This window comes from Moritella dasanensis ArB 0140 (assembly GCF_000276805.1).
GTDB classification, from domain to species: Bacteria; Pseudomonadota; Gammaproteobacteria; order Enterobacterales; family Moritellaceae; genus Moritella; species Moritella dasanensis.
Map to the genome: position 1 here is coordinate 38,734 of NZ_AKXQ01000032.1, position 16,422 is coordinate 55,155.

Genomic DNA, 16,422 nt, shown 5'->3' on the forward strand with positions numbered 1-16,422 from the left:
GTTTATGCAAGGCGAACATCATATTTTGACCTTATTAAATAAAGCGCTGGCCTGTAAGTTAGTCGCGATTAATCAATATTTTTTGCATGCGCGTATGTACCGAAATTGGGGATTGGAACAGCTTGATAAGGCTGACTACAAACAATCTATTTTAAAAATGAAACAAGCGGATAAATTTATTAATCGGATCCTATTTTTACAAGGTTTGCCTAATTTACAAGATTTAGGGCGGCTGGCGATTGGCGAGGATGCGCCGGAAATGTTACACCTTAATATGGAACTTGAGTTGAATATAAGGGGGGTATTACAAACCCTTATTGCCGAATGTGAAAAAAGTCAGGATTATATTAGTCGAGATTTGGCTGCTGACATATTGGAAGAAGTCGAAGAACAAATTGATTGGATTGAAAGCCAAGAATATTTGATCCGTCATGCTGGTTTAGATAACTACTTACAGTCTCAGATGTCGTGAATAATGGTTGATGTGTTTAAGCGACCATTGGCTGTTGTTGTGCTTGTTTGATTAAGGTTTGGTTTAAAATTTTTTTCGCACACTGACAGCATTTACCACATTGACTGCCGATACCATGCTTAGTACTTAGCGCTTTCATCGTGGTAGCCCCTTCATCAATGCTATTAATTAATTGCTTATCGGTAATTCCGCGACAAATGCATACGTACATAAATAACCACTCCGTTTTGAATTTACGCCGATGTTAATATGAATGAGAATGATTATCAAGCCGCTAAACGGCAAAAACTTTGGCTTTTACCATGTCGCGGTATTGTTTTGGAGCCATATCAAAGTGTTGTTCGAATTTCTTTTTGAAATAATAAGCATCACGAAAACCCACTTGCTCGGCTACATCGCACATCGTCAGACCAAAGTCGCGTAATAATACTTGTGCGGTTTCTAATCTCAGCGTTAACAAAAACTGATTTGGGGTTTGTCCTACCTGTTCTTTGAAGCGACGGTTGAAAGTACGCAGTGGTAATTGGCATACATCAGCCACCATTTGATTGGTGATCACTTTCGCCATGTTGCGTTGCATCCAATCTTGCGCGAGGGCAATCGATTCATCAAATTGTATTTGCCCGCCTATTTGGTAGAAAGGTTGTTGCTCAGTCCGTGATATTTCATGAGAAAAATGATTTTCAATGACGCTGGCGATCTTCTTGCCAAACATTTCGTTAATCAAGAACAACATCATTTCTGACTGTGAGTTAATACTACCTGCACAATATAAGCCATTTGCAGCCGTGATGGAGGCTTGGCGATTTAGTTTTACTTGTGGATAGTGTTGGCTAAATTGGTCGTAAAAATACCAATGAGTGGTTGCGGGCAATCCATCAAGTAATCCCGCTTCAGCTAACCAACAAACGCCAGTACCTGTTGATAGAATTTTGGCTCCCTTATTATATTGCTGATGTAACCAAGGAATAACTTCAGGGTGTTTAATAATTGATACTAAAGGGTTTCCCCACATTGGTGGAAAGATAACAAGATCAAAATCTTGTTCACACTCAAAGGTGAGGTCGGGTTGTAAGCGTAATCCGGCCGTGAGCGACTTAGCGTCTAAACTGGTCGAAATTAATTTTATCTCTAACGGATCTTGATGCTGCGTTTTTCGATCGCGTAAACGTGATGCACCCGACAGCATTTCAGCCGCTAAGGAGATGCCAGTGACTAACGCTTTATCATATAGTACAAATCCAATTTTCACATCAAGCTCCGATTCTGGGTGTTGTAAATTGAGTCTATTTATTTGTTTATGGTTCTAGGCTTTGTTTTTATAGGCTTAAAAACTGTGTTGGCATGTTAGTCAGGGTTATTGGCACAGTTGAAAGTGTATTGTTAGTATAACTTGCTAGACTAGCTAGCAATAGCTTAGATTCGAATGAGATGTAATAAAATGGCAAAGTTACCGTTAATTGTTGGTTTGGGTGGTATTAATGCAGCTGGACGTAGTTCTGGTTTCCACAGTTATAAACGTTTAGTGTGTGATGCGCTGCAAGATGATGTCATGGCTAGTACGTGGCAAGATCTCGCTCAGCGTATGGGACTTGATGCGAGCGATATTAATGCTGATGTTATTGCGCAAATTAAAGCGGGTACCTTAGTGCGACGTACCACCACATTTGATCCAAAAGCGGTGCCTTTTCAGCGTAAAGCCAAGTTAACGGCAGGTGCTGAGCCAATTACATTTCAATTAAAAAAATCGAAATTGCCACATACAATCCCAGCGAATTGGTCACTTACTGATATTGATAATAAAACCGTGATGGTGACTGTAGAAGGTGACTTTGATGTGTTAATTAATGATGCTATCGATTATCCGGTATCAAGTGCGGGTAATATTCCCACCGGTTTTGATTTAGATAAATTATATAATTCTCGCTCACATCCACGTGGTTTAAAGCTAACGGTATACGGCGCGTCAGATGCGCTTAACTCATTGGGTGTCGATTGGGATTCAATCCTTAAATTAATTAATCCAGATGAAGTCTCTGTTTATGCTGGTAGTGCGCTTGGTCAAGTGGATGAAAACTCATTTGGCGGTATGCTGTCTGCTTATTTCAAAGGTGGTCGTGTTAGTACCAAAATGATGGCGATGGCGTTAGCAGAAATGCCTGCTGACTTTATTAATAGCTACGTGATCAACAGTGCGGGTACGACGGGAACGAATATGGGCGCTTGTGCTAGCTTCCTGTATAACTTGCGTCAAGGTATGTTAGATATCCAATCTGGCAAGTCAAAAGTTGCTATCGTGGGTAACGCTGAAGCACCTGTTGAAACGGGGGTGATGGAAGGTTTCCGCGTGATGGGTGCATTAGCTGAAGATGATCAACTTAAAGCATTGGATAGCAGTGATAGCGTGGACAATCGCCGTGCTTGTCGTCCATTTTCATCTAACGCTGGCTTTACCATGGCGGAATCAGCACAATTTGTGGTGTTGATGGATGATGAATTGGCCTTAGAGTTAGGCGTGACCATTTACGGTTCTGTTGCCGATGTATTCATTAATGCCGACGCCAATAAAAAATCAATTTCAGCACCGGGTATCGGTAACTACGTGACAGTGGCGAAAGCGACGGCATTAGCGAAAGCGATTTTAGGCGAAGGTGGTTTACAGCATACTTTTGTTCAAGCGCACGGCACGGGCACACCACAAAACCGCGTTACTGAAAGTCATATTTTGAGTGAAGTTGCGGCTAGCTTTAATATTACCAATTGGCCTGTTACGGCAATTAAATCATATGTTGGTCATTCAATGGGCGCTGCAGCGGGCGATCAATTAGTTGCATCGCTTGGTGTATGGCAGCATGGTTGGATCCCGGGTATTAAAACCATCGATCATATTGCCGATGATGTTCATCAAGCTCACCTTAATATTTTAACTGACCATCAGTTTGTTGGCGATAAAGGCCAAGAGATGAAAGCGGTATTGTTGAATGCGAAAGGGTTTGGCGGTAATAACGCGACTGGCTTGGTATTATCTCCTCAACAAACCTTGCTGATGCTTGAAGCTAAGTACGGTGCGTCAGTAGTGAATGCTTACCAAGAAAAGAACAACCAAATCCAACAAACGGCAGCAACAGCTGATCGCAATGCTTGCGCGGGTGATGAAAAAATCCGTTATGCATTTGGTAATGCGGTGATTGATGAAACTGGCGTTAACATCAGTACAGAAGAAGTGCGTTTACAAGGTTTTGCAAACGCCATCAAGTTAGCACAAAGTAATCCATATCAAGATTATAGCTAGTACGATTAAACTCACGATTATCGCTGAACCGCTATAATCGTGAGTTGGTTTATCCCCTTATGCATGGGGATATACGACTAGATTCATATCATCTGCCATCACTTGTAATTCTTCCGTTATCTCTACTATTTGCTTCAGCTTCTGAATTAATAATAATGTATGTTTATGGCCATCATTTTCATAGCGTTTCAGTAATGCTTCGATCTCACTAATATAAGCTTTATCGACGTTAACTGGCGATAAAATTGTACTTTGTGTTTGTTCTAGCGCACTGCTAATGAGTTGTGCTACCAAGGCTAAATCCTGCTGTAATTGCGGATCAATAATTTTATTTCTGTGTACGCCTAACGCGGACAATGCCGATAACATGGCATGGTTACGACGTGAAATATCGTAAACGTGATTTAGTTTATGGCGTTTATCGTTGGGTTCAACTTGCATGTCTTTCCACGACGCGATCAAGTGACTGTCGGCAACATAGGCTTGACGACGAGAGACTCGGTAGGGTAAATCATTATTTTTACCTGACTCGTATTGCTTAATGATCTCGTGGAAATAGTTTTGGTTAGCGGTAATTGCTTCGACTAAGTATTTAGGGAATTGCTTATACTGCCAGTTAGGGAGTACTAACTTAGCGAGTAAGAACGCAATACTACAACCGGTTAAGGTATCTATGATCCGCGGTATCGTAACGACGTAACCTTGTTGGTAGAGTACATTAAATGCCAATAATACCAGTAAGGTAATATAGGTCACTGCTCGACTGTAATTTTGACGTAAATAGTAAAAGAACAGAAATGCCGATATCGCTAATAAAAATAATTGGCTGCGCTCTGTTGGGAACAGGTACAGCAAGGTTGCCCCTATAATAATGCCCATCAGTGTGCCACTTATACGTTGTTTTAGTTTTACTCGCGTGGCGCTGTAACTCGGCTGTAGTACAAATAATGTTGTTAATACCACCCAGTAACCATGCAAATCAGACGCTAAAATAATACCAATGCCTAAGGCTATACCTAAGGTTAAACGGATCGCGTGACGAAGTACTGGACTCGATAAGTGTAAGGCATTACTGAGGCGCTGTATTACCGGCAGTTGTTCACGTGGTGCCATGACTAAGAACGCTTGATCGTTTTGCGGTTCGCTGTTAATTAATAATTCATCGGCTTTACGTAAATTCCGAAATAACAGTTTTAAAGGGCCAAAGAGTTGCCATTCCAACGATGTTTCTAATGTCAGTAATTCTTGTTTTAAAATGGCTAATGACCAAGTTAAGCCATGATCATGTTGATAAGCTTGCTTGTATAACGTTGCGTGACCACGTTGGGTACAGGCGCTGGCAAGTTGTTTTAGTACTTGTTCGAAACCAGCAATAATTAAATCATTATTCAAATTACGTTTTAACGACCCATAATGAAAATGGCTCGAGGTCATTTTTTCATGCAGTTCTTGGGCTTCTTGATAAAGATGGATCAAGTGCTGGAGTTCATGAGAAATATCTTTTTCACCGACATGGTAATCGATATTGGTTCGACACTCGGACATTGCATTGACTATATTAATATTCAAGGTCGATAAGGTATGGCGAATGGTTTTATGATCATCGTTAGCTTGAGAAAAAAACTTCGATTTTTCTTGTTGATATAAGCCTAAAGAAAAATAAATATCGGCTAATCGTTCGCGGATCGGATTATATAAAGTGACCTTAAGCAGTACCGTCGAGATGATGAAGTACCATGCTGCACCCGCAATAAGTAACAATGAGTTGAGATTAAAATCATTGCCGCTAAGTGCCGTTGCCGATTCAGCATCATGGCTTAAGCTGAGCATGGTATAAACGGCAATCATCAACGTCGCAAAACTGATGGTGACATAACGCTTACCTAACGAGCCTAAAATAATGATCGCAAAGCTAAACAGGCAGCTGCCCAGTAAAAATAGCAGTGGGTAGGGGAATAATAAACTGACTAATAACGAGGATAAAGTAAAACAAACAAGCGCTAACAAGCTATTGATAATACGCTGCTTAATACTGTCGTCACCCTCAGAAATAACAGCCGCTACAATACCCAGTACTGCGGTCACTGCAAGTTCAGAAAAACCCAGGAAGTAACCCGGGATCAGTAATGTAATTGAAGCTAGAAATGCTTTTAAGGCAATAAAGAAATTACTGTTGGCGGTCAAATAAGTCAGCTTTTGCCATAATATCAGCATGTGTAAGGCGCTCCAAATAAGGTGAGGTAAATCATCATGGCTATTGTGCTGCTTTTATCGCGTTAGTTAATTGGACAACAGCGGCTTCATTGCTGATGCTTTTGTCATAAATGAAATTACTAATAACCTGGGTTATTGCTGATTGCACATAGGTTGTGGTTGCCATTGCTTGTGAGAATGTCGGCACTAACGTATGGTTTTTTGTGGCTTGTTGATAGTCGTTATATGCTTGCTTGCTGCAGGTATTTAAGTTGTTATTATCCATCGTGTTGACTATCGGTAATGACCCTTTCTTGGCATTGAAATCACGTTGTAACTCGGGGGTTAAGATGATGCTTGCTAAGGTATTCTGCGCTTTTTTAACGTCTGGAGAGACACTTTTTAATTTGAAAAAAGCAAAACTATCGACGTTGTAGCTAAATATACCTTCACTGCCTGGAAATTCGATACAGCGGATCTTGGTATTTAACTGCTGCTTTTCTTGCAGTAATTTACCAGCAACCCAATCTCCCATTATTTGTATTGCAGCTTGGTCGTCAATAAGCAGTTTGGTTGATTGTTCCCAAGTGCGATTTTTGGCATTTTTATCAATATATAACGATACTTTTCGTAGTTGAGCAAAGGCGTTGATCATAGCTGGTGAAGTGAGTACTTGCGGATTGAGTTCGACAAAGGCTTGCTTGTATTGCTCTGCCCCCAGTATGGATAAACTAATGGACTCAAATAAGATCGCATCAGCCCATGGCTCTGAGGTGTGAGCTATTGGTAAATATCCAGCGGCTTCCAATAGTGGTAGTGCAGTGATCAGTTCATTTAAATCGGTCGGTATCGCAATTTTGGCTTGCTCGAATACTGCTTGGTTCAGCCATAACCAATTAATGCGATGTATATTAATCGGCACCGCAACATAGTGACCTTTATATTTCATCACTGGTTTAATGAACTCAGGCAGTTTACTGTCCCATTCTTCACGCTTGGCAATATCGTCGAGCGAAGTAAGGAAACCTAATTTGGCCCACTCTTGAATATTGTGGCCCTTAATTAACGCGGCTGTTGGCGGATTACCAGACACAGCTCGCGAGCGTAATACCGTTAAGGCACTGTTACCACCGCCACCTTTAATCGCAAAGTCTAGCCAGGTATTATCGGTTTCTTCGACTTTCTCTTGTAACTCACTGAGGGCATCAAGTTCTCCCCCTGAAGTCCACCAATGTAATACTTCTACTTGGCTTGCTGAGGCGGGAAATATGAATAAAATATTCAATAATATAAACAGTCGTGGGATGCGATTACGGATGATGATATTCATGACTGTGCTCGTGATGAAGGTTTATGCGGGAGTCGTAAGATAACTTTAAGTCCTGAATTTTCTCGATTATGTAAGGTCAATGTACCTCCATGGGCACTGGCAATATTACGGGCAATGCTTAAGCCTAAACCGGAACCATCAGTGTCCTGGGCAATGCGCGTATAGGGCGTAAATATATCTTCTAACATGTCTTCTGGAATACCGGGTCCGGAATCAATCAAACAAATAACGATATGTTCTTGTTGCTGCTCGATAATTAGATGTAAAAAATCACCATATTTGATCGCGTTCTCAACCAAGTTGGTTAAGCAGCGTTTAATCGCTAACGGTTTACCGTGATAGTGGATCTCAATTTTAGGGAATTCAAACGTGACTTTTTCTTCATTGAGATTATGGTGTTCGGTAATTTCATAAAGCAGTTCTTGGATGTCTATTTGTGCATTGTTCTCATGAATGTCAGTATCTTTTACACATTGTAACGCTCCCTTGACCATCATTTCTAATTGGTCGAGGTCATTATTAAACTTGGCTGTCTTGGCATCATCATTAAGTAATTCTGCGCGTAAACGTAATCGAGTGATGGGAGTTTTTAAATCGTGAGAGATGGAACGAAATAAGCGTTCGCGATCGTCGATATAGCGTTTAATACGTAAATGCATGCGGTTAAATGCTTTGGTGGCGATGACTAATTCCGATGCTCCTTTTTCTGCGAGTAAGGGCTGGTCTAAATCTTGACTTAATGTTGCAGCCGCAGCGGCCAATTTTTTAAGCGGTTTGGTTTGCCAGCTTACTAATACGTAAATCATCCACATTAAATTGGCGGTGATTAAAAAGATAAAAAATAGTTGTTCATTACTGACTAAATTGTCATTAAGTGAGACGTAAGGGCTGGGTAACAATGCCGCAATGTATAGCCATTCATCTGGTGCTAGCATCATTTGTATTACTAATACTGGCGGATTTAGCGGTTCTAAGGTCAATGAATAATGTGCCCAAGAGCGGGGTAATTCCGATAGTAGGGTATCGTTGTTAAGTACGTGTAAGGTTTTAGGATGTGAAAACTCGGTTTTAATCACGATATTATTGCCCAGTTTGTCACCTAGCACACGTTGAAACTCATCGAGTACTACGCGTTTCATTTCGCTATTTTCAACTGGGTCGATATCAATTTCGACTTCATTTAATGATACAAAATAGCGACTGCCACCAAAATCGCGTAATTGTTCTAGGACGATGTGGCGATATTGCAAGGGTAAAGAATTAAAGAAGGTTGCGGTTGAGGCGATATTTTGCGCCATACCTTCTGAGGTGTTTTTTAAGCCTTCTAGTTCCTGATCTTTACTGAAGTTATACCAAATACTGGTTGAGATTAATTGCGCTGTTACGATTGATAACAGCGTTAGTAATAACATTCTCGAGACCAAAGAACTGGGTAATTGGCGATAAATATGTTCTTTAATCGTCATAAGAGACTTCGGTGATCAACACATAACCACGTCCGCGAATGGTTTTTATTAACGTTGGACTTTTACTGTTATCGCCGAGCTTTTGGCGTAAACGACTAAGCTGAATATCAATACCGCGCTCCAATGGTAATGCTTCACGACCTCGGGTTGCATCCGAAAGCGCATCTCGATCGAGTACTTGATTGGGATTGGTCACAAACAGTTTTAGCATATTAAATTCACTGCCAGATAATTCCGTCGCATTGTTATCGGTTAAGCTAATTAATTGGCGTGTTAAGGTATCGAGTTTCCAATTGGCAAAAATAAAATAGCGGCCTTGCGTTGGTTTGGTATAACTTGAACGGCGTAATAAAGCTTTGATACGTGCGAGTAACTCTCGAGGACTAAAGGGTTTCGCCATGTAATCATCAGCGCCAATTTCGAGCCCGACAATACGGTCGGCTTCATCGGAGTTTGCGGTGAGCATTATGATCGGCACTTGCGAGGTGCGACGAATTTTTTGGCATAAGGTAAACCCATCATCGCCAGGCATCATCACATCTAAGACGATAAGATCGGGCGTATTGGTGGCTAATACGCGTTGCATTTCTTTGCCTTCGCCAGCGGTTAGCACTGAGAATCCAGCTTGGTCGAGATATTCACTGAGTAACTCTTTGATCTCAACATCATCGTCAACGACTAATATTTGCTTTTTTGTGCTCATGCCCAATCCATTATTTACATTGCGTAACGTGTATTGAACAGCTTGGAGCGGGAAATTTCAAGAAGAACATTTTAAGAAGACATAAAAAAGCCAACTATCGTCATAGTTGGCTTGATATAGATTAAATAACCGTATTTTTTGTACAGTCTTTATTAGTCTTCGATACGCTCAAAGATAGTCGCAATACCTTGACCAAGACCGATACACATAGTCGCTAGACCGTATCTGCCGCCTTGCACTTCAAGTTCGTTGACTAGTGTTGTTGAAATACGAGAACCAGAACAACCGAGTGGGTGACCTAATGAAATAGCACCACCGTTAAGGTTGATTTTAGTCTCAACAACATCTTCTAAGCCAAGATCTTTAACACAAGGTAAAGATTGGGCTGCGAATGCTTCGTTTAATTCGAATACATCGATATCGTTAATCGTTAGACCTGCACGCTTAAGCGCTTTCTTCGTTGCAGGTACAGGACCGTAGCCCATGATTGATGGATCACAGCCAGCAACAGCCATAGACACAACTCGAGCACGAGGCTTAAGGCCCAGTTCTTTGGCTTTGTCTGCAGACATCAGCAACATTGCAGAAGCACCATCTGATAATGCAGATGAAGTACCCGCAGTTACAGTACCGTTTACTGGATCAAATACGGGACGTAAACCTGCGAGGCTTTCCATTGTTGTTTCTGGACGAATTACTTCATCGAAATCATACAATTTTAAAATACCATCAGCATCGTGACCTTCAATAGGTAGAATTTCACGTTTGAAACGGCCTGAAACAGTCGCTGCTTGTGCTAATTTGTGTGAACGTACTGCAAATGCATCTTGTTGTTCACGTGTAATGCCGTGCATTTTACCTAGCATTTCAGCCGTTAGACCCATCATACCCGCTGCTTTAGCTGTAGATTTAGCTAGACCAACGTGGAAATCAACACCGTGGTTCATTGGTACGTGACCCATATGCTCAACACCACCAATGATCATCACATCGCCGTCGCCCATTGCGATAGCACGTGTAGCATCATGGATAGCTTGCATTGATGAACCACATAAGCGGTTAACGGTTGTTGCGCCTGCTGTGATTGGAATACCAGCAAGTAATGAAGCATTACGGGCGATATTAAAACCTTGCTCTAGCGTTTGCTGAACACAACCCCAATAAACATCTTCGATGTCATTTGGATCAACTTCAGGGTTACGGTCAAGCAAGCCGCGCATTAATTTTGCAGATAGATCTTCAGCACGAACGTGACGGAATGCACCGGCTTTAGAACGACCCATAGGTGTACGTAGACAATCGACTACAACTACATCTCTCATTTTATTATCCTCGTTCGTGTCTTAGTAAAAAGTTTTGCCGTCAGCTGCGCGTTGACGCAAGCCATCAGTTACTTGGTAAAGTGGTCCTAAATCAGCAAATGAATCTGCTAATTCAATGTATTTATCTAGACCCATAGTATCTAGGTAACGGAATACACCACCACGGAATGGAGGGAAGCCAATACCATAGATAAGTGCCATATCAGCATCACCAGGTGTAGCAACAATACCTTCTTCAAGACAACGAACAACTTCGTTAATCATCGGGATCATACAGCGAGCAATTATATCATCTTTAGTGAAGTCAGCTTTTTCGCCAGCGACTTCAGCAAGTAGTTCATAGCTTTTCGCTTCTGGTGTTTTCTGTACGCGACCACGACGGTCTTTTGCATAAGAATAGAAACCAACACCATTTTTCTGGCCATAACGTGTCGCGTCAAACATCACATCGATTGCATCTTTGCCTGTTTTCGCCATACGCTCAGGGAAACCCTCAGCCATAACAGCTGCGGCATGGTGACCAGTATCAATACCAACAACATCGAGTAGATATGCTGGACCCATTGGCCAACCAAATTGTTTTTCCATTACTTTATCAACAGCAACAAAATCAGCGCCATCAGCGATTAATTTTGAGAATCCGAAGAAGTAAGGGAACAATACACGGTTTACAAAGAAACCAGGGCAGTCGTTTACAACGATAGGCGTTTTGCCCATTTTAGCTGCGTATGCAACAGTCGTCGCAATTGTTTCATCTGATGATTTCTCACCACGGATGATTTCAACTAATGGCATTTTGTGTACAGGGTTGAAGAAATGCATACCACAGAATTGTTCTGGGCGTTTTAAGTTCTTCGCAAGTACATTAATTGGGATGGTAGATGTGTTTGACGTAATGACTGTGTCAGCACTGACATTATCTTCTAATTCAGCTAGTACTGCGGCTTTAATTTTTGGATTTTCAACAACCGCTTCAACAATAATGTCAGCTTCATCAACTGAGTTATAGCTTAGCGTCGGCGTGATTGAAGAAATAACTTTCGCTAGTTTAGCGCCGTCAATACGACCGCGTTTCAGTTGCGTTGTTAATAAACCAGACGCTGTCGCCATACCAAGATCTAATGCAGCATCGTTGATATCTTTCATGATAACTGGTGTGCCTTTAACTGCTGATTGGTAAGCGATACCGCCACCCATGATACCAGCGCCAAGTACAGCGGCTTTATTGGTTGCTTTACCTGCTTTTGCCGCTTTCTTTGCGCCAGCTTTTAGTGCTTGGTCGCTCAGGAATAGGCCAACTAATGCTTGTGCTGCATCTGTTTTAGCAAGTTTAATGAATGTTGCTGCTTCTGCACCAAGTGCACCGGTACGGTCCATTCTTGCTGCTGCTTGAATTGTCTTCACTGCAGCCGTTGGTGCTGGGTAATGTTTACCTGCTTTCGCGTATACCATACCAAGTGCAGTAGAGAAACTCATGGTCGCTTCAATTTTATTTAGACCTAACGGCGCTTGTTTTTGCGCACGACGTGATTTCCAGTCTAGTTTGCCTGCAATCGCATCTTTAATCATAGATAGTGCAGCATCACGTAATTTCTCGGGTGCTACAACCGCATCTACAGTGCCAAACTTAAGGGCCGCAGGTGCTTTATAATCTTTACCAGTTGTGATCCACTCAACGGCATTATCAGCGCCGATTAGACGTGGTAAACGTACTGTGCCACCGAAACCAGGCATGATACCTAATTTAGTCTCAGGTAAACCGATACGTGCCGTCGTGTCTGCAACACGGAAGTCAGTCGCTAGAATTGCTTCACAGCCACCGCCAAGTGCATGACCGTTTACTGCTGAGATTGTTGGATATGGCAGGTCTTCAATCGCATTGAATACTGCATTTGCTTGTTCCAACCAACCTAATAGTTCAGCGTCTGGTAGTTTAAACAGCTCGAGGAATTCAGTGATATCAGCGCCAACGATGAATGCACCTTTGCCTGATGTTTGAATTAATCCTTTAATATCTGAATTAGTCTGTAATACTTTTACAGCTTCAGTTAATGCTTGTAATGTTGCTTGATCAAATTTATTAACAGGGCCTTTCGCGTCATATTTTAATTCTGCGATGCCATCTTCTAATAGAGTGACCGAGAGTTGTTCGGCTTGGTAAATCATTACGTTTCTCCTTGCTAAAGCGATGGTGATCATCAGCTCCGTTTGCTATTTACCAGCTATGTAGGGTACTGGTTGATCTCATTCTGTCGATAATTTCACAATATTTCAACACTTATTTTAAACGACCGTTTAACTTTTTCTTGATCGGATTACCACCAACTAGTCACTAAGTAGTATTAATGGCGTCAAGATGAAGATCGAGATAATGCGAGCGAAATAACTTATTTACCTTTGAAACTGACTATCGGCACTCAGTTTAAGGGATTTTTAAGTGTTTAATTTCTTATTGTTAGGTTTATTGAGTTTTATTAACTGTAAAGTGTTCAGCTTACAACTGTTTTTAATTGTTGGATGTTTGTTGATGAATGTTTAATGAAGATAAATTGGTCATCACTTAACTTTTAAAAATTGTGATCCTGAACCTGCTATTATCAACAAGCATATAACAGTAGAATGGTGATGTTCACCTTTTATAGTAGAATATACTCAGGATATAAATGACAGCGAATAGTCCTTATTTTGTTTTAGAACAGACTTATGAATACACTGAAGAAATAAAAAAAAGCCGTTTTATCACTTACCTTACGCCGACCAAAGGACGCCAAGCGGCGGAGCAATTGGTGCGGGAGATTAAAGCGCTGCACCCTAGTGCGCGTCATCACTGTTGGGCGTTTGTTGCTGGTAGACCAAGTGATGGTCAGCAATATGGTTTTAGTGATGACGGTGAACCTTCAGGTACTGCGGGCAAACCTATCCTTAATTGTTTACTTGGTAGTGATGTTGGTGAAATGACCGCTGTTGTTGTGCGTTATTATGGTGGTATTAAATTAGGCACTGGCGGATTAGTGCGTGCTTATGCTGGCGGTGTGCAACAAATACTTAAGTTAATAGAACCGATTGAATGTCTTATATATACAGAACTTAACTTAACATGTGATTATGCCCAAATAGCAGCAATAGAGAGTTTATTTTCAGTATATAATGGTAAATTAAGACATGCTGAATATGGTGAGCGAGTCGTCATGCAGCTTGATGTTGATGCGAGGCATGTTCAAGCCTTCATTACAGCTGTTAAAAATAAAACCAATGGCCAAGTTAATGTCAAAGTGGTCGATTAATATTTAGGGATAAAAATAATAATGCAATTCAGGGCAATTTTAAGAATTGTAGGGATATTGGTTACTCTTTTTAGTGTAACGATGATATTCCCCGCACTGATCGCGGCAATATACAAGGATGGTGGTGGTCTTGTCTTCATTAACTCGTTTGTTTTTTGCATCGTATTAGGCAGTATCTTATGGTACAAAAACCGTAATTATAAAAAAGAATTAAAGGCCAAAGAAGGCTTTTTAATTGTGGTTTTGTTTTGGACTGTACTGGGTAGTATCGGTGCCTTACCTTTTATTCTTTCTGAACAACCGAATCTCAGTGTTGCGGGGGCATTTTTTGAATCCTTTTCGGGTTTAACGACAACTGGCGCGACCGTTATTGTTGGACTGGATGAATTACCCAAAGCGCTATTGTTTTATCGCCAGTTTCTACAGTGGTTAGGTGGTATGGGAATCATTGTTCTTGCTGTCGCAGTGTTACCTGTTTTAGGTATTGGTGGTATGCAGTTGTATCGTGCTGAAACCCCAGGGCCAGTAAAAGACTCGAAGATGACCCCCCGAATTGCCGAGACTGCGAAAGCACTTTGGTATATTTATTTATGCCTTACAGTTTTTTGCGCTATGGCATTTTGGCTGGCGGGTATGACGATATTTGATGCTATTTCACATAGTTTTTCAACGATTGCGATTGGTGGTTTCTCTACTCATGACAGTAGTATGGGCCATTTTGATAGTCCAGTGATTAATATGATCACTGTGGTGTTCTTAATTATTGCGGGGATTAATTTCTCTCTACATTTTGCTGCATTTTCTATTAAAGGTTTTAAACCAGGCACGTATTTTCGTGATATAGAATTACGGGCCTTTTTATTCGTACAATTGGCGCTAGTTGCTATTTGCTTCTTTATACTACTCGCCAAAGGTGTCTATGATTCACCTGAGATGGCATTGGATAAAGCATTGTTCCAAGCTGTGTCTATTTCTACTACCGCAGGCTTTACCACGACTAGTTTCCAAGATTGGCCGTTGTTCTTACCCGTACTATTAGTATTCTCAAGCTTTATTGGTGGTTGTGCTGGTTCAACCGGTGGCGGCATGAAGGTCGTGCGTATCCTGCTACTTTATTTACAAGGTATGCGTGAAATGAAGCGTTTGGTTCATCCACGTGCGGTCTACAAGATTAAGTTAGGCAAGAAAGTATTACCCGATCGTGTTATCGATGCCGTTTGGGGATTCTTTTCAGCATACGCCTTAGTATTTGTTATTTGTATGCTGGCTTTAATCGCAACTGGAATGGATGAGTTATCGGCATTTTCAGCTGTCGTAGCAACGTTAAATAACTTAGGGCCAGGACTTGGCCAAGTTGCGGTGCATTTTGGAGACGTGAATGACAGTGCTAAATGGATCTTAGTGGTTGCTATGTTATTCGGTCGTTTAGAAGTATTTACCTTATTAATTTTATTTACCCCAGCTTTCTGGCGTAGTTAAGTGGAACCTATAATGAAAAAAATGCTAGTTCTGTATTCGACTGTTGATGGTCAAACGCTCAAAATAATTAAAGTAATCGAAGCGGCTATTGCTCATGAGTATATTTGCGAAGTGATGAGTATTGATGAATGCCAACATATCGACATGGCTATCTTTGATAAGGTAGTTATTGGCGCATCTGTACGTTATGGCCATTTGAATAAAAAACTCTATAAATTTATAGCGGCTAATAAAGCGCAATTAGAAGCGAAAGACAATGGTTTTTTCTGTGTTAATTTAACCGCAAGAAAGGCAGAGAAGAATACGCCGGAAACAAATGCATATATGCAGGCGTTTTTAGTTAAGTCAGATTGGATACCAAAACAGCAAGCTGTCTTTGCTGGCGCACTGTCGTACTCAAAGTATAACTGGTGGCAGACTCTCATCATTCAACTGATTATGAAGATAACCGGTGGCAGTACGGATAAAAGCAAAGATATAGAGTTTACAGATTGGGTTAAAGTCACCGCTTTTGCCAAAACATTATAAGTTAGGCTATAACTGTACTAAAAGTGATATTTTCGAGATGGTTAATGTCACTGTTTAGTGATAAACCTATAATGCTAAGGTTGTCGCTGGTAAAAGCATTGTATTATTTAGCGTGGTATCAACGCCATTGCTGTATTTGCATACTAGAAAGATCGAAAAGAAACGCTTTAGTGCTAATTTTGTACAGTGAACGCTATTTATAATGTTTATTTTCAAAACTACTTGCCAATAAACCTGAGTTGTCTATAATCGCTCCCACTGACACGGCAACGGTCGTTCAGTATGCTCTTTAACAATTTATTCAAGCAATCTGTGTGAGCACTTGCAGAGGTATAATGACCAAATATTATATC

13 protein-coding genes are annotated in these 16,422 nt (G+C 41.0%); 5 read left to right on the top strand and 8 right to left on the bottom strand.

The features are described from left to right. The first annotated feature begins 4 nt into the window (after positions 1-4). Entirely contained in the window at positions 5-472 is a 468-nt protein-coding gene (bfr, locus tag A923_RS0119785; RefSeq protein WP_017223430.1) for a bacterioferritin, read from the top strand. Positions 473-488: 16 nt separating this feature from the next. On the opposite strand, the gene A923_RS0119790 is transcribed toward bfr, so the two are convergent. Further along, positions 489-683, bottom strand: coding sequence for a (2Fe-2S)-binding protein (locus A923_RS0119790; protein WP_017223431.1), 195 nt, complete (start codon positions 681-683; stop codon positions 489-491). A gap of 63 nt (positions 684-746) precedes the next feature. Continuing rightward, a complete protein-coding gene (locus tag A923_RS0119795) occupies positions 747-1,724 on the bottom strand; it encodes a GlxA family transcriptional regulator (RefSeq protein WP_017223432.1) in 978 nt (325 codons plus the stop codon). Positions 1,725-1,913: 189 nt separating this feature from the next. Here A923_RS0119795 and A923_RS0119800 point away from each other — a divergent pair, with 189 nt between their 5' ends. Next, positions 1,914-3,764, top strand: a complete 1,851-nt coding sequence (locus A923_RS0119800) for a beta-ketoacyl synthase (protein WP_017223433.1) — start codon at positions 1,914-1,916, stop codon at positions 3,762-3,764. 57 nt (positions 3,765-3,821) lie between these two features. On the opposite strand, the gene yccS is transcribed toward A923_RS0119800, so the two are convergent. The 6 genes from yccS to fadB all read right to left on the bottom strand — a co-directional run bounded on the left by yccS (position 3,822) and on the right by fadB (position 12,944). Continuing rightward, positions 3,822-5,978: a YccS family putative transporter gene (gene yccS, locus A923_RS0119805; protein WP_017223434.1), complete on the bottom strand. Its 2,157-nt coding sequence runs from the start codon at positions 5,976-5,978 to the stop codon at positions 3,822-3,824. A 40-nt stretch (positions 5,979-6,018) separates the two neighbouring features. Then, the gene (locus A923_RS0119810; protein ID WP_017223435.1) at positions 6,019-7,287 is read right to left on the bottom strand and encodes an ABC transporter substrate-binding protein; all 1,269 of its coding nucleotides are present in this window, start codon (positions 7,285-7,287) and stop codon (positions 6,019-6,021) included. Next, positions 7,284-8,753 carry an ATP-binding protein gene (locus tag A923_RS0119815; protein ID WP_017223436.1) on the bottom strand — a complete coding sequence of 490 codons (1,470 nt, stop codon included), beginning with the start codon at positions 8,751-8,753 and terminating at the stop codon, positions 7,284-7,286. The genes A923_RS0119810 and A923_RS0119815 overlap by 4 nt, the downstream gene beginning before the upstream one ends. Beyond that, the gene (locus tag A923_RS0119820) at positions 8,743-9,456 is read right to left on the bottom strand and encodes a response regulator (protein WP_017223437.1); all 714 of its coding nucleotides are present in this window, start codon (positions 9,454-9,456) and stop codon (positions 8,743-8,745) included. Before A923_RS0119820 ends, A923_RS0119815 begins: the two co-directional genes overlap by 11 nt. Positions 9,457-9,608: 152 nt before the next feature. Continuing rightward, positions 9,609-10,778, bottom strand: coding sequence for an acetyl-CoA C-acyltransferase FadA (gene fadA, locus A923_RS0119825; RefSeq protein ID WP_017223438.1), 1,170 nt, complete (start codon positions 10,776-10,778; stop codon positions 9,609-9,611). 21 nt (positions 10,779-10,799) lie between these two features. After that, positions 10,800-12,944 carry a fatty acid oxidation complex subunit alpha FadB gene (fadB, locus tag A923_RS0119830; RefSeq protein ID WP_017223439.1) on the bottom strand — a complete coding sequence of 715 codons (2,145 nt, stop codon included), beginning with the start codon at positions 12,942-12,944 and terminating at the stop codon, positions 10,800-10,802. A gap of 497 nt (positions 12,945-13,441) precedes the next feature. On the opposite strand from fadB, the gene A923_RS0119835 reads away from it, so the two are divergent. The 3 genes from A923_RS0119835 to hemG are packed head-to-tail and all read left to right on the top strand — an operon-like array spanning position 13,442 to position 16,069. Next, positions 13,442-14,062, top strand: a complete 621-nt coding sequence (locus A923_RS0119835; RefSeq protein ID WP_017223440.1) for a YigZ family protein — start codon at positions 13,442-13,444, stop codon at positions 14,060-14,062. A 21-nt stretch (positions 14,063-14,083) separates the two neighbouring features. Then, positions 14,084-15,541: a TrkH family potassium uptake protein gene (locus A923_RS0119840; RefSeq protein WP_026006379.1), complete on the top strand. Its 1,458-nt coding sequence runs from the start codon at positions 14,084-14,086 to the stop codon at positions 15,539-15,541. 12 nt (positions 15,542-15,553) lie between these two features. After that, the gene (gene hemG, locus A923_RS0119845; RefSeq protein ID WP_017223442.1) at positions 15,554-16,069 is read left to right on the top strand and encodes a menaquinone-dependent protoporphyrinogen IX dehydrogenase; all 516 of its coding nucleotides are present in this window, start codon (positions 15,554-15,556) and stop codon (positions 16,067-16,069) included. Positions 16,070-16,422 lie beyond the last annotated feature (353 nt).

Bases quoted from the DNA above. Each gene is read 5' to 3' on its own strand.
- A923_RS0119820 (WP_017223437.1), bottom strand. From the start codon at position 9,456: ATGAGCACAAAAAAGCAAATATTAGTCGTTGACGATGATGTTGAGATC.
- A923_RS0119810 (WP_017223435.1), bottom strand. From the start codon at position 7,287: ATGAATATCATCATCCGTAATCGCATCCCACGACTGTTTATATTATTG.
- bfr (WP_017223430.1), top strand. From the start codon at position 5: ATGCAAGGCGAACATCATATTTTGACCTTATTAAATAAAGCGCTGGCC.
- A923_RS0119840 (WP_026006379.1), top strand. From the start codon at position 14,084: ATGCAATTCAGGGCAATTTTAAGAATTGTAGGGATATTGGTTACTCTT.
- A923_RS0119835 (WP_017223440.1), top strand. From the start codon at position 13,442: ATGACAGCGAATAGTCCTTATTTTGTTTTAGAACAGACTTATGAATAC.
- A923_RS0119790 (WP_017223431.1), bottom strand. From the start codon at position 683: ATGTACGTATGCATTTGTCGCGGAATTACCGATAAGCAATTAATTAAT.
- hemG (WP_017223442.1), top strand. From the start codon at position 15,554: ATGAAAAAAATGCTAGTTCTGTATTCGACTGTTGATGGTCAAACGCTC.
- fadB (WP_017223439.1), bottom strand. From the start codon at position 12,944: ATGATTTACCAAGCCGAACAACTCTCGGTCACTCTATTAGAAGATGGC.
- A923_RS0119800 (WP_017223433.1), top strand. From the start codon at position 1,914: ATGGCAAAGTTACCGTTAATTGTTGGTTTGGGTGGTATTAATGCAGCT.
- A923_RS0119815 (WP_017223436.1), bottom strand. From the start codon at position 8,753: ATGACGATTAAAGAACATATTTATCGCCAATTACCCAGTTCTTTGGTC.
- yccS (WP_017223434.1), bottom strand. From the start codon at position 5,978: ATGCTGATATTATGGCAAAAGCTGACTTATTTGACCGCCAACAGTAAT.
- fadA (WP_017223438.1), bottom strand. From the start codon at position 10,778: ATGAGAGATGTAGTTGTAGTCGATTGTCTACGTACACCTATGGGTCGT.